The organism is Streptomyces sp. NBC_00086, from assembly GCF_026343255.1.
In the GTDB taxonomy this organism is placed as follows: domain Bacteria; phylum Actinomycetota; class Actinomycetes; order Streptomycetales; family Streptomycetaceae; genus Streptomyces.
In genome coordinates this window covers 4,574,970-4,588,401 of record NZ_JAPELZ010000001.1, presented here as the reverse complement: position 1 = coordinate 4,588,401, position 13,432 = coordinate 4,574,970, and the positions used below count along the sequence as shown (strand labels likewise).

Annotated in this window: 11 protein-coding genes; 3 read left to right on the top strand and 8 right to left on the bottom strand. The window is 74.0% G+C overall.

The genetic code is table 11. The annotated features are described in order from the left end of the window. Nucleotides 1-153: 153 nt before the first annotated feature. Complete coding sequence (locus OG276_RS20635; RefSeq protein ID WP_266907587.1) at nucleotides 154-1,260, top strand: citrate synthase 2; 1,107 nt, start codon at nucleotides 154-156, stop codon at nucleotides 1,258-1,260. A 99-nt stretch (nucleotides 1,261-1,359) separates the two neighbouring features. Here OG276_RS20635 and OG276_RS20630 read toward each other — a convergent pair whose 3' ends face one another. The 7 genes from OG276_RS20630 to OG276_RS20600 all read right to left on the bottom strand — a co-directional run bounded on the left by OG276_RS20630 (nucleotide 1,360) and on the right by OG276_RS20600 (nucleotide 10,693). Next, nucleotides 1,360-1,959, bottom strand: a complete 600-nt coding sequence (locus OG276_RS20630) for a TetR/AcrR family transcriptional regulator (RefSeq protein ID WP_266907585.1) — start codon at nucleotides 1,957-1,959, stop codon at nucleotides 1,360-1,362. Then, complete coding sequence (locus OG276_RS20625; RefSeq protein ID WP_266907583.1) at nucleotides 1,947-2,690, bottom strand: enoyl-CoA hydratase family protein; 744 nt, start codon at nucleotides 2,688-2,690, stop codon at nucleotides 1,947-1,949. Before OG276_RS20625 ends, OG276_RS20630 begins: the two co-directional genes overlap by 13 nt. A 423-nt stretch (nucleotides 2,691-3,113) precedes the next feature. After that, the gene (locus tag OG276_RS20620) at nucleotides 3,114-4,304 is read right to left on the bottom strand and encodes an acyl-CoA dehydrogenase family protein (protein ID WP_266907581.1); all 1,191 of its coding nucleotides are present in this window, start codon (nucleotides 4,302-4,304) and stop codon (nucleotides 3,114-3,116) included. After that, nucleotides 4,301-6,229, bottom strand: coding sequence for a biotin carboxylase N-terminal domain-containing protein (locus OG276_RS20615; protein WP_266912963.1), 1,929 nt, complete (start codon nucleotides 6,227-6,229; stop codon nucleotides 4,301-4,303). Before OG276_RS20615 ends, OG276_RS20620 begins: the two co-directional genes overlap by 4 nt. A 32-nt stretch (nucleotides 6,230-6,261) precedes the next feature. Then, nucleotides 6,262-7,860, bottom strand: a complete 1,599-nt coding sequence (locus OG276_RS20610; protein ID WP_266907579.1) for an acyl-CoA carboxylase subunit beta — start codon at nucleotides 7,858-7,860, stop codon at nucleotides 6,262-6,264. Continuing rightward, nucleotides 7,857-9,809, bottom strand: coding sequence for an acyclic terpene utilization AtuA family protein (locus OG276_RS20605; protein WP_323182411.1), 1,953 nt, complete (start codon nucleotides 9,807-9,809; stop codon nucleotides 7,857-7,859). The genes OG276_RS20610 and OG276_RS20605 overlap by 4 nt, the downstream gene beginning before the upstream one ends. Before the next feature lie 68 nt (nucleotides 9,810-9,877). Next, the gene (locus OG276_RS20600; protein WP_266907575.1) at nucleotides 9,878-10,693 is read right to left on the bottom strand and encodes a TIGR03084 family metal-binding protein; all 816 of its coding nucleotides are present in this window, start codon (nucleotides 10,691-10,693) and stop codon (nucleotides 9,878-9,880) included. A 251-nt stretch (nucleotides 10,694-10,944) separates the two neighbouring features. On the opposite strand from OG276_RS20600, the gene OG276_RS20595 reads away from it, so the two are divergent. Further along, nucleotides 10,945-11,679 carry an HAD family hydrolase gene (locus OG276_RS20595; protein ID WP_266907573.1) on the top strand — a complete coding sequence of 245 codons (735 nt, stop codon included), beginning with the start codon at nucleotides 10,945-10,947 and terminating at the stop codon, nucleotides 11,677-11,679. A 24-nt stretch (nucleotides 11,680-11,703) separates the two neighbouring features. Here OG276_RS20595 and OG276_RS20590 read toward each other — a convergent pair whose 3' ends face one another. Further along, nucleotides 11,704-12,180: a hypothetical protein gene (locus OG276_RS20590; protein WP_266907571.1), complete on the bottom strand. Its 477-nt coding sequence runs from the start codon at nucleotides 12,178-12,180 to the stop codon at nucleotides 11,704-11,706. Between the two features lie 130 nt (nucleotides 12,181-12,310). Between OG276_RS20590 and OG276_RS20585 the strand changes: the two genes are divergently transcribed. Then, nucleotides 12,311-13,378 carry a YafY family protein gene (locus tag OG276_RS20585; RefSeq protein WP_266907569.1) on the top strand — a complete coding sequence of 356 codons (1,068 nt, stop codon included), beginning with the start codon at nucleotides 12,311-12,313 and terminating at the stop codon, nucleotides 13,376-13,378. Nucleotides 13,379-13,432 lie beyond the last annotated feature (54 nt).

The window sequence follows — 13,432 nt, the reverse complement described above, 5'->3', positions numbered from 1 at the left end:
CCGCGCCAAGCGGAACGTACAAAATCTTGGGGCCGGTCCGACGGTCCCGAACGGATGACCATCGGCCGTGCCGGGCATCAACGGGGATGACCGCGCCGGACCGCGAATCACGCCGGGAGCCGCGCGTGTTCGCACTATTTGAGGAGCCGCCTGATGTCCGACTTCGTACCCGGTCTTGAGGGAGTCGTCGCGTTCGAAACGGAGATCGCCGAACCCGACAAGGAAGGCGGGTCGCTGCGGTACCGGGGTGTCGACATCGAAGACCTCGTGGGCCACGTCTCCTTCGGGAACGTCTGGGGTCTGCTGGTCGACGGCGCCTTCAACCCCGGCCTGCCGGCCGCCGAGCCCTTCCCGATCCCGGTGCACTCCGGTGACATCCGGGTCGACGTGCAGTCCGCGCTCGCCATGCTCGCCCCCGTGTGGGGTCTGAAACCGCTGCTCGACATCGACGAGCGGACCGCGCGCGACGATCTGGCGCGGGCGGCCGTGATGGCGCTGTCGTACGTCGCCCAGTCCGCGCGCGGCCAGGGACGGCCGATGGTCCCGCAGAGCGAGATCGACAAGGCCGAGTCCGTGGTGGAGCGGTTCATGATCCGCTGGCGGGGCGAGCCCGACCCGCGCCACGTCAAGGCCGTCGACGCCTACTGGACCTCGGCCGCCGAGCACGGGATGAACGCTTCGACCTTCACCGCGCGCGTCATCGCCTCGACGGGCGCCGATGTCGCGGCCGCGCTGTCCGGCGCGGTCGGCGCCATGTCCGGGCCGCTGCACGGCGGGGCGCCCTCGCGCGTCCTCGGCATGATCGAGGAGATCGAGCGCACCGGCGACGCCGTGGCGTACGTGAAGAAGGCCCTCGACAAGGGCGAGCGGCTGATGGGCTTCGGCCACCGCGTCTACCGCGCCGAGGACCCGCGCGCCCGCGTGCTGCGGCGTACGGCCAAGGAGCTGGACGCCCCGCGCTACGAGGTGGCCGCCGCGCTGGAGAAGGCCGCCCTGGAAGAGCTGCACGCGCGCCGCCCCGACCGGGTGCTCGCGACGAACGTGGAGTTCTGGGCCGCGATCATGCTGGACTTCGCGGAGGTCCCGGCGCACATGTTCACCTCGATGTTCACGTGTGCCCGTACCGCCGGCTGGTCCGCGCACATCCTGGAGCAGAAGCGCACGGGCCGCCTGGTCCGCCCCTCCGCCCGCTACACCGGGCCGGGTGTGCGCAACCCGCGCGAGATCGCCGGCTACGAGGACATGGCGGAGACCGCCTGAGGGTGCGACCGCGTCGGCTGCCCCCGCACAGGGCCGCCGCTCGTGCCGGGCGCCGCATCCCCCCGGGGGTGCGGCGCCCGTCGCGTTTCCGGGGCCGTCTCAGCCCAGTTCCGTGTCCAGGATCCGGGCCCACTGGGCGACCACCCGCGCCCTGCGGGCGGTGTCGTCGGTGAGGACGTTGGCCAGGCCCAGGCCGCGGGCCATGTCGAGCAGGCCCTGCACGGTTTCCCGTACGCCCGGTACGGACTCGTCCGCGCCCAGCAGCTCCACGGCCATGCGGTGGGTCTCGCGGCCCACGCGGGCCTCCAGCTCGGCCACGCGGGGCCGCAGCTGCTCCTCGTGGGAGGCCGCGACCCACAGCTGGAGCGCGGCGCGGAACATCGGGCCGGTGTACAGGTCGATGAGCGCCCCGACCACGTCGGCGCGGGCCGCCGCGGTACCGCCGCGCGGGAACAGGTCCAGCAGCGCCGTCGAGCGCACCTCGGCCATGTACTCGACGGCCGCGGTGAACAGTTCCTCGCGGGTGCGGAAGTGGTGCTGGGCCGCCCCGCGCGAGACGCCGGCGCGTTCGGCGACCACGGCGACGGTGGATCCGGCCCAGCCCTGTTCGGCGAGGCAGGAGACGGCCGCGTCGAGGAGGTGGCGGCGGGTGACGCGGCTGCGGGCCTGCTTGGGGCCCGTCTCCGTCAGCTGAGCCATGACGGATCCCGTCGTTCGAAGCGGGCGCTGATGCCCTCGCGGGCCTCGGCGGAGGCGAAGTGCCGGGCGGACAGCTCGGTGAGGGCGGCTCCGTCCCGCTCCAGGGCGGCCCGTACCGGGGCGGTGACCAGCCGTTTCGTCGCGGCCAGGGCCTCGGGGCCGGCCTTGAGGAGGCCCTCCAGGACGGGGGCCAGGAGCTTGTCGACGTCCCCGTCCGGGGCGTGGAGGGTGAGCAGCCCGATGCGGGTGGCTTCGGCGGCGTCGAAGACCTCGGCGGTCAGGAAGTAGCGGGCCGCGGCGCGGGGGTCCAGGCGAGGGAGCAGCGGCGCCGAGATCACGGCCGGGACCACGCCGAGGTGGGTCTCGGTGAAGGCGTACGTGGACCCGTGCCCGGCGGCGGCGACATCGCAGACCCCGAGCAGCCCGAGGCCGCCGGCGCGGACGTGGCCGGTGACGCGGGCGACGACGGGCTTGGGGAGCTCGGCGATCTCCCGGAGCAGGGCCAGGAAGTCCGCCGGGTCGCAGGGGGACTTGAGGTCGGCGCCGGCGCAGAAAGTGGTGCCGGTGTGGGTGAGGACGACGGCCCGGGTCCGCGGTGTGGCGGCCTCGGCGGCCAGGGCGGTGCGGAGTTCCTGGACCAGGGGGGCGGAGAGGGCGTTGCGGTTGGCCGGGGAGTCGAGGGTGAGGGTGGTGAGGCCGGGCGTTCGCGCGGCGTGGACCAGTGGGGGCATGTCTCCTCCGGAGGGGGTGCTCGGTCGGTCGGGATCCCCTCCGGGGAGGGTATGCGGGTCGCCTGCGGCGGGCTTCGGTGGGCCGGGGGTGAGCGCCGCTGCGGGTGTGCGTGCCGCTGCGCGGGGCGGGCTGGGAGGGGGTCCCGGGCTGCGCCCGGACCCCTCTGGGGCTCCGCCCCAGACCCCGCGCCTCAAACGCCGGCGAGGCTGGATGCACACAGCCCCTCCGGCGCTTGAGGAGCGGGGGTCCGGGGCGCAGCCCCGGGGAACGGGCGAAGGGCGGGGAGGGGACCTCGCCCCGCAGGGCCGACTCAGCCGCACCCGCCCACCGGCCCCCGCACCAGGCGGCAGTGGCGGGCACGCCGACCGGCCGCCGCCGGACCGAGTCCGGCGCAGCGGGGCGAGCTCCGCGTCAAGAAGGAATCAGTAGGACTTGGGGAGGCCCAGGGTCTGGTGGGAGATGAAGTTGAGGATCATCTCCCGGCTGACCGGGGCGATCCGGGCCACCCGGGAGGCGACGATGAGCGCCGCGAGGCCGTACTCGCGGGTGAGGCCGTTGCCGCCCAGGGTGTGGACGGACTGGTCCACCGCCCGGACGCAGGCCTCCCCCGCGGCGTACTTCGCCATGTTCGCGGCCTCCCCCGCCCCCATGTCGTCGCCGGAGTCGTACAGGTGGGCCGCCTTCTGCATCATCAGGCGGGCCAGCTCCAGTTCTATGTGGATGGCCGCCAGGGGGTGCGCGATGGCCTGGTGGGCGCCGATGGGGGCCTTCCAGACCTGGCGGGTCTTCGCGTAGTCGACTGCCTGGGCGAGGGCGTAGCGGCCCATGCCGATGGCGAAGGCGGCGGTCATGACGCGTTCGGGGTTGAGGCCCGCGAAGAGCTGGAGCAGGCCCGCGTCCTCGTCGCCGACCAGGGCGTCGGAGGGGAGGCGTACGTCGTCCAGGACGAGCTCGAACTGCTTCTCCGCGGCCTGGAGTTCCATGTCGATCGGGGTGTAGGCGAAGCCCGGGGTTTCGCGGGGGACGATGAAGAGGCAGGGCTTGAGGCTGCCCGTCCGGGCGTCTTCCGTGCGGCCCACGATGAGGGTGGCGTCGGCGATGTCCACGCCGGAGATGAAGACCTTGCGGCCGGTGAGGACCCAGTCGTCGCCGTCGCGGCGGGCGGTGGTGGTGATGCGGTGGGAGTTGGAGCCGGCGTCGGGTTCGGTGATGCCGAAGGCCATGGTGCGGGTGCCGTCGGCGAGACCGGGGAGCCAGGCCCGCTTCTGCTCCTCGGTGCCGAAGCGGGCGATGACCGTGCCGCAGATGGCGGGCGAGACGACCATCATGAGGAGCGGGCAGCCCGCGGCGCCCAGTTCTTCTAGGACGATGGAGAGTTCGGCGATGCCGCCGCCTCCGCCGCCGTACTCCTCCGGGAGGTTGACCCCGAGGTAGCCGAGCTTGGCGGCGTCCGCCCACAGCTCGTCGGGGTGACCGCCCTCGCGGGCCGTGCGGGCGAGGTACTCGCGGCCGTACTTGCGGCCGAGGGCGGCGACCGCCGCGCGCAGGGCCTGGTGCTCTTCTGTTTCGAGAAGCGTGGGGCCGAGGGTCGTGGTGCCGGGGGTGGAGCTCATGCTTCCTCCTGGACTACGGCGAGCAGGGCGCCGAATTCGACCTGTTGGCCGGTGACGGCGTGGAGCGCGGTGAGCGTGCCGGAGGCGGGCGCGAGGATGCGGTGTTCCATCTTCATGGCCTCCAGCCAGAGCAGGGGCTGCCCGGCGGTGACGGTGCTGCCGGGGGTGAGGCCCTCGGCGACGCGGACGACGGTGCCGGGCATGGGGGCGAGCAGGGAGCCCGGTTCGGTGCGGTCCTGCGGGTCCGCGAACCGGGGTACGGCGGTCAGGGCGTGGGAGCCGAGCACGGAGTCCACGTAGGCCGTGTTCGATTTTTGTTTCACGTGGAACAGCCGCCGTACGCCGTCCACTTCGAGGGCCACCAGGTGGCGCTCGGCGGACAGGACGCGCACACCGGGGTGGTCGAGGAGCTCCGGGGGGCCGCTGCGGGACGGGTGGTAACGGACTTCGTACTCGGTCCCGGCCACCGTGTAGCGGCGGCTCTGCGGCTGCGAGCGGAGGTTGCGCCAGCCGCCGAGGCGGGCGGCGAGGGACGCGTCCGGGTCGGGGGCGGTCTCGGCGAGGGCGGCGGCCAGTGCGCAGAGCGCGGGGGCCCGGTCGTCCGGGGCGGCCTCGGTGAGGGCCGGCAGGTGGCGCTCGTAGAAGCCGGTGTCGAGCCGGGCGGCCGCGAACTCCGGGTGCCGCAGGGAGCGTACGAGGAGCTCGCGGTTGGTGGTCAGCCCGTGGATCCGGGCTCCGGCGAGGGCGTGGGCCAGGGCGCGGACCGCCTCGGCGCGGGTGGGGGCATGGGCGACGACCTTGGCGAGCATGGCGTCGTAGTGGATGGAGACGGTGTCCCCGTCGGTGAAGCCGGTGTCCACGCGGACCGTGGAGGGGACATCGAGGGTGTGCAGGACGCCGGTCTGGGGACGCCAGTCGGCGGCCGGGTCCTCGGCGTAGAGGCGGGCCTCGACGGCGTGTCCGGCGGGCGCGGGCGGGTGCAGGGGCAGGGCCGCGCCCTCGGCGATCCGCAGTTGCAGGGCGACGAGGTCGATCCCGAAGACCGCTTCGGTGACGGGGTGTTCCACCTGGAGGCGGGTGTTCATCTCCAGGAAGTACGGGCGGCCGTCGGCGGTGACGAGGAACTCGACCGTGCCCGCGCCCTCGTACGAGACCGCGCGGGCGGCGGCCACGGCGGCCTCGTGGAGGGCGCTGCGCAGGGCCTCGGGGAGGCCGGGCGCGGGGGCTTCCTCGATGACCTTCTGGTGGCGCCGCTGGAGGGAGCAGTCGCGGGTGCCGAGCGCCCAGACGGTGCCGTGGGAGTCGGCGAGGATCTGCACCTCGACGTGGCGGCCGCGCTCCACGTAGGGCTCGGCGAACACCTCTCCGTCGCCGAAGGCGGACAGGGCCTCGGCGGAGGCGGCTTCGAGGGATTCCTTGAGGGAGTCGAGGTCCCGGACCACCCGCATGCCGCGGCCGCCGCCGCCCGCCGCGGCCTTGAGGAGCAGCGGGAGGTCGGCGGTGGTGGCGGCGTGCGGGTCGACGGGGTCGAGCAGCGGGACTCCGGCGGCGCGCATCAGCTCCTTGGCCCGGGTCTTGGAGGCCATGGCCTCCATGGCCTCGGGCGGCGGGCCGACCCAGGTGAGTCCGGCGGCGCGGACGGCGCGGGCGAAGTCGGCGTTCTCGGAGAGGAACCCGTAGCCGGGGTGGACGGCGTCGGCGCCCGCCGCGAGGGCGGCCGCGATGACCAGGTCGCCGCGCAGATAGGTGTCGGCGGGGGCCGCGCCGGGCAGCCGTACGGCCGCGTCGGCGGCGCGGACGTGCAGGGCGTCGGCGTCGGAGTCGGAGTGGACCGCGACGGTGGTCAGGCCCAGCGCTTGGGCCGTGCGGAAGACGCGGACGGCGATCTCGCCGCGGTTGGCGACGAGGAGGGAGGTCAGGTTCATCTGCGGGGTCAGGTGCGGGGTCATGTGCGGGCTCACATCCGGAAGACGCCGAAGCCGCCACGGGCGCCCTCGACGGGGGCGTTGTGGACGGCCGACAGGCACAGGCCGAGGACGGTACGGGTGTCGCGCGGGTCGATGACCCCGTCGTCGTACAGCCGTCCTGACAGGAACATCGGCAGGGACTCGGACTCGATCTGCGCCTCGACGAAGGCGCGCATGCCGGCGTCGGCCTCTTCGTCGTAGGGCTGTCCCTTCGCCGCGGCGGACTGGCGGGAGACGATCGAGAGCACGCCGGCGAGCTGGGCGGGGCCCATGACGGCGGACTTGGCGCTGGGCCAGGCGAAGAGGAAACGCGGCTCGTAGGCGCGGCCGCACATGCCGTAGTGGCCGGCGCCGTAGCTGGCGCCGATGAGGACGGAGAGGTGCGGGACCTTCGAGTTCGAGACCGCGTTGATCATCATCGAGCCGTGCTTGATGATGCCGCCCTGCTCGTACTCCTTGCCGACCATGTAGCCGGTGGTGTTGTGGAGGAAGAGGAGCGGGATGTCGCGCTGGTTGGCGAGCTGGATGAACTGGGCCGCCTTCTGCGATTCCGCGCTGAACAGCACCCCCTGGGCGTTGGCGAGGATGCCGACCGGGTAGCCGTGCAGGCTGGCCCAGCCGGTGACCAGGCTGGTGCCGTAGAGGGGCTTGAACTCGTCGAAGTCGGAGGCGTCGACGATCCGGGCGATGACCTCGCGCGGGTCGAAGGGGGTTTTGAGGTCCGCGGGGACGATCCCGAGGAGTTCCTCCGGGTCGTGGAGGGGCTCTTCGGCGCGGGCCGGATCGGGGTGGGCCTTGCGGTGGTTGAGGCGGGCGACGACGCGGCGGGCCTGGCGGATGGCGTCGTGCTCGTCGAGGGCGTAGTAGTCGGCGAGGCCGGAGGTCCGGGCGTGCATGTCGGCTCCGCCGAGGGACTCGTCGTCGCTCTCCTCGCCGGTGGCCATCTTGACGAGCGGCGGGCCGCCCAGGAACACCTTGGAGCGGTCCTTGATCATGATGGTGTGGTCGGACATGCCGGGGATGTACGCGCCTCCGGCGGTGGAGTTGCCGAAGACGACGGCGATGGTGGGGACGCCGTCGGCGGAGAGCCGGGTGAGGTCGCGGAAGATGGCGCCGCCCGGGATGAAGATCTCCTTCTGGGAGGGGAGATCGGCGCCGCCGGACTCGACGAGGCTGATGCAGGGCAGCCGGTTCTGGCGGGCGATCTCGTTGGCGCGCAGTGCCTTCTTGAGCGTCCAGGGGTTGGAGGCGCCGCCGCGGACGGTGGGGTCGTTGGCGGTGACCAGGCACGCGACCCCCTCGACGGTGCCGATGCCGGTGACCATCGAGGCGCCGACCGGGTAGTCGCTGCCCCAGGCGGCGAGCGGGGACAGCTCCAGGAAGGGGGTGTCCGGGTCGAGGAGCAGCTCGACCCGCTCGCGGGCGAGGAGCTTGCCGCGGGTCTTGTGGCGGGCGGTGTACTTCTCGCCGCCGCCGGCGAGGGCGGTGGCGTGCGCGGCATCGAGCTCGGCGAGGCGTTCCAGGGCGGCGGTACGGGCCTGCGCGTGCTCGGGGGCGAGCGGGTCGACGGCGCTCTTGAGGCGGGTCACGGGGTCCCCTCCGGGGCGGTGGTGGGTACGGGGGTCTCCGCGGACGGCTCCGCCGGGGGCACGGGGCCCGCAGGCGGCTCCGCCGGGGGCACGGGGCCCGCGGGCGGCTCCGCCGGGGGTACGGGGCCCGCGGGGGGCTCCAGCAGGGCTGCGGGGATGTCCACGTGGCGGGAACGGAGCCATTCGCCGAGGGCCTTGGCCTGGGGGTCGAAGCGGTGGCCGGAGGCCACGCCGTCGCCGAGGATCCGGGTGATGGTGAAGTTGAGGGAGCGGAGGTTGGGGAGCTCGGCTCGGGTCACTTCCAGTGGGGCCGCTTCGGGGAGCAGCGCCTTGAAGGCTTCGACGGTGAGGGTGGTGTGGAGCCACTCCCAGGCGGGGTCGCTCTCCGCCCATACCCCGACGTTGGCGTCCCCGCCCTTGTCGCCGCTGCGGGCCCCGACGATGGTGCCGAGCGGCACCCGGCGGGTGGGGGTGGTAGACGCCTGCGGTTCGGGGGCGGCCGGAAGCTGCGGCTCGGGGGCGGCGGGCCCTGCGGGGCTCTCCCCCACCCCGCCCCTTCCCGAAACCGGGGGCTGCGCCCCGGCCCCTTCGGGGGCTCCGCCCCCGGACCCCCGCGCCTCAAACGCCGGCGGGGCTGGATTTGCGGGCGGTCCGGACTCGGTGCGGGTCTGGGCGGAGCCCGGGGAACGGGCGAAGGGCGGGTAGGGGACCAGCCCCGCAGGGCCGCCCTCCGCACCGGCCCGGAGCCTCGTGCCGTCCGCGAGGACCGCCGTGTGGGGGACCTCGCCGGCGGGGACGGTGGCCGACTCGAAGACTCCGTACGGCTGGGCCGGGGACGGCGGGGCCGTCACGTGGAAGCCCGGGTAGCTGGCCAGGGCCAGTTCGATGGCCGCCGAGGTCAGGGCGCGGCCCACCCTGTCGGGGGACGCATCGCGGACGACCAGGCGGAGCAGCGCGCTCGCCGTCTCCTCCGTGGACGCGTCCTCGTGGTCCGTGCGGGAGAGCGTCCACTCCGCGGAGGACACCGAGGACAGGAGCGGGGTCAACTGCTCCCGCACCAGGGCCGCCTTCGCGTCCACGTCCAGGCCCGTCAGGACGAAGACGACCTCGTTGCGCCAGCCGCCGATGCGGGTCACGCCCACTTTGAGGGTCGCGGGCGGAGATTCACCGCGGGTGCCCGAGAGCGCCACCCGGTCGGGGCCGGCCTGGGTCAGCCGGACCGTGTCCAGGCGGGCCGTCACGTCGGGGCCGAGGTAGCGGATTCCCTGGGTTTCGTAGAGGAGTTGCGCCGTGACCGTACCGACGCGCACGACTCCGCCCGTGCCCGGGTGCTTCGTGATGACCGACGAGCCGTCCTCGGCGATCTCCGCCAGCGGGAACCCCGGCCGGGACACGTCGTGCCGGGTGAAGAAGGCGTAGTTGCCGCCCGTGGCCTGGGTGCCGCACTCCAGTACGTGCCCCGCCACCACCGCCCCGGCCAGCCGGTCGTGGTCGTCCGGCGCCCAGTCGAACCACCACGCCGCGGGCCCGCTCACCAGGGCCGCGTCGGTGACCCGGCCGGTCACCACCACGTCCGCGCCCGCCCGCAGGCAGGCCGTGATCCCGGCGCCGCCGAGGTAGGCGTTCGCGGTGAGCGCGCCCTCCCCGGACGGCAGCGGGTACGGCATCAGGTCGTCGCCCTCCACGTGCGCGACCGAGACCGGAACCGACAGCTTCGCGGCCAGCGTGCGCACCGCTCCGGCGAGTCCCGCCGGGTTCAGGCCGCCCGCGTTCACCACGATCCGTACGCCCCGCTCGTGGGCGAGGCCCAGGCACTCCTCCAGCTGGCGCAGGAAGGTCTTGGCGTAGCCGAGTTCCGGGTTCTTCAGCCGGTCGCGGCCGAGGATCAGCAGGGTCAGCTCGGCCAGGTAGTCGCCGGTCAGTACGTCGAGGGGGCCGTCCGTCAGCATCTCGCGCAGGGCGTCGAAGCGGTCTCCGTAGAAGCCCGACGCGTTGCCGATCAGCAGGGGGCGCCGGGTCACCGGGAGGCTCCCGGCGCGCGGCCCGGGCCCGCCGGGCCGGCGAAGGCCTGGGCGATGTCGAGCCAGCGGTCGGCGTCGGGGCCGGACGCCGTCAGGGACAGGTCGGCGCGGTGGGCGCGCTGGGTGACCAGCAGGCAGAAGTCGAGCGCCGGGCCGGTGACCCGCTGCGGGGCGTCCCCGGGACCGTACGTCCACACCTCGGCGCGGTCTCCCGGAGCCGTCAGCTCCACCCGGAACTCCTGCGCCGGCGCGGGCAGTCCCCGTACCGCGTACGCGTAGTCGCGCGCCCGCACTCCGATCCGCGCCACGTGCCGCAGCCGCGCCGTCGGTACGCGGTGCACCCCGAGCGCGTCGGCGACATCCTGGCCGTGCGCCCAGGTCTCCATCAGGCGGGCGCTCGCCATCGAAGCGGCCTTCATCGGCGGCCCGTACCAGGGGAACTTGGCGTCGGGCGAGGCCGCGGCGAGGGCCTCGTCGAGCGCGGCGCGGCAAGCCCGCCAGCGGGCGAGCAGCTCGGCGGGGGCCAGTGCGGCGCCCTCCTCGGCGCCCGCGTCGACGAAGGAATCCGGGGCCTTCAGTGCCTCCTCGACCAGCCCCGCGAAGGCGGTGGCATCGGTGAGGGCGAGCAGCGAGGACCGGTCGGTCCAGTGCAGGTGGGCGATCTGGTGGGCGAGGCTCCAGCCGGGCGCGGGCGTGGGCTTCGCCCAGTCGGCGTCGGGCAGATCCCCGACCAGGGAGTCGAGTTCCCGGCCCTCCTCGCGGAGATCGGCGAAGACGGCGAAGACGTTCTCGACAGCGGACGGATCGGGCACGGGTGCGCTCCCCTTCTCGGCGTGAGGGGAAGCGTGGCAGTCGCCAGGAAAACAATCAAGCGTGCTTGCATTTATTTTTTCGAAGCGAATGGAGTTGGATGAGAGGGGACTTGGGCGGCAGGGGCCAGCCCCCGGACCTCCGCTCCTCAAACGCCGGAGGGGCTGAATCTCCACTGCGCTTGCGCGTCGCCCGCCTCCGCGGCGAGGATCCCCGTCACGGCCGGGCGCAAGACAGGGGCGGGGAGAGGGACATGGACGTGTACGGGGACGAAGGCGTGCTCGCGGGCGCCGTCAAAGGCGTGATGTTCGACTTCTCCGGCACCCTCTTCCGCGTCGAGCCCACCGAGGACTGGCTGCGCGCGGTCGTGACGGACGCCGGTATCGACCTGCCCGAGGCCGAACTCGTTTCCTTGGCCGCCCTCCTCGAAGAGGCGGGCGCCTTGCCGGGCGGCGCCTCGCCGCAGCGGCTGCCGGCGCGGCTGGAGCCGTTGTGGCGGGAGCGGGACCTGAGCCCCGAGAAGCACCGGGCCGCCTACACCGCCCTCACCCGCGAGGTGCCACTGCCCTCCCCGGAGCTGGCCGACGCCCTCTACGACCGGCACTGGACCCCCGCGGCCTGGCGGCCCTACCCCGATACCGCGGCCACCCTCGCCGCCTTGCGCGAGCGGGGCGTCCCCGTCGCCGTCGTCAGCAACATCGGCTGGGACCTGCGGCCCGTCTTCCGCGCCCACGGGCTGGACCGGTTCGTCGACGCGTACGTGCTCTCCTTCGAGCACGGGGTCCAGAAGCCCGACCCCCGCCTGTTCCAGGTCGCCTGCGACGCCCTCGGGGCGGCGCCCGCGGACGTGCTCATGGTCGGCGACAGCGCCGACGCGGACACGGGGGCCGCGGCGCTGGGGTGCCCGGTCCGGCTGGTCGAGCACCTGCCCGTCGAACAGCGGCCGAGCGGACTGACCTCGGCGCTCGGGCCGCTCGGGCTCCTGTGACGCGCGGCCGCCGGACGGAAGGGGTCAAGCGGCGGCGGTGTCGGCCGCCCGGCGGCTGAAGTCCATCGTCCAGTTGTGGATCCAGCTCCCGGCCCCGTCGGCCGAGAAGAACTGCTCCCAGCGCGGGGAGTCCGTGTCCGTCCTCGACCACACGAACCGCACCAGGACCGCCTTGCCCTCGTAGGTGTCCTCGCCCTCGAAGACGCCCGTCCCCGTGGCCGGGTCGAACCGTCCGGTGACGGGCGGGAAGAGCGTTCCGGTCCGGCGGCCGGCCCAGTGGAGAGTCCACCGCTCGTGCTCGGGCTCGTAGAGCCGCAGGGTCAGCCCCGCGAAGCCCTTCGTCGGGAACTCGATCTCGTCGAAGCTCGCGGCGCCGTCGAAGTGGCGGGTGGCCCGGGACACCGCCGGAAACACCTCCCAGCCGCTGTCCGCGTCCAGGAAGTCGGCGAGCCACCGGTTGGACACGTCCCAGGTGCCGACGAAGAAGTCGAAGTCGTTCATGTGCGGTCTCCCCCAACAACTGTTCTCTGATGCTCTGCGCTGTTCGTCGCGCTGTTCGTCGCGCTGTTCTCTGCGCTGATGGGGGAACCGTACGAGCGCTTCACTGACATCATCTGTCAGTGAAGTCCAAGTGAAGTCCAGCCGGCTGCTCTCGATCCTGCTCCTGCTCCAGACCCGCGGCCGGATGACCGCCGCCGAGCTCGCCGGGGAGCTGGAGGTGTCGGTCCGTACGGTCTACCGCGACGCGGAGACCCTGGCCGCCGCCGGTGTCCCGCTGTACGGCGACGCCGGGCACAGCGGCGGCTACCAGCTCCTCGACGGCTACCGCACCCGCCTCACCGGGCTGGCCCCGGGCGAGGCGGAGGCCCTCTTCCTCACCTCGATGCCGGGGCCGGCCGCCGAACTCGGTCTCGGCCGCGCCCTGTCCACCGCCCAGCTGAAGCTGCGCGCCGCCCTGCCCGCGGAGCTGCGTGCGCAGGCCGACCGGATGCGGCTGCGCTTCCACCTGGACGCGCCCGGCTGGTACGCGGAGCACGAGGAGACCCCGCACCTGGGGCGGATCGCCGACGCGGTGTGGCGGGGGCGGATCGTCGAGGTCCGGTACCGGCGCTGGAAGGCGCCGCACGAGGTGGACCGGCGACTGGCCCCGTACGGGCTGGTCCTGAAGGCGGGGCGCTGGTACCTGGTCGCGGGCACGCCCGAAGCGGAGGCCACGGCGGGCACGGCGGCCACGGCGGAGGCGGACGGCCCTCAGAGCCCGCCGCCCCCGCGCACCTACCGGGTGGACCAGATCCTGGCGGTACGCGAGACCGGCGGGGAATGCATGCTCCCCGACGGCTTCGAGCTCGCCGCCCACTGGCGGCGCAGCCAGGCGGAGTTCCACGAGCGGCTGTACCCGCAGGAGGCGGAGGTACGGGTCTCCGCGCGCGCGGCCGCCCGGCTGACCGGTGCCCAGGCCAGGGCCCTGGCCGCCACCGGGACCCCGGACCCGGAACTGCCCGGGTGGACACGGGCGGTCCTGCCGATCGAGTCGCAGGACCACGCGGAGGCGCAGTTCCTGGGGCTCGGCGCGGAGGCGGAGGTACTCGCCCCGCCCGCCCTGCGCCGGCGCATCGGAGCGGCGGCCGCCACGACGGCGGCGCGCTACGGGACGGCCGGGACGGGGGCGGGGGCCCCGGGTGAGCACGGCCCCGGGTGAGCACGGGACCGGGTGACGGTTCGCACAGGACCGGGTGAGGCCTTCCCTCCGGCG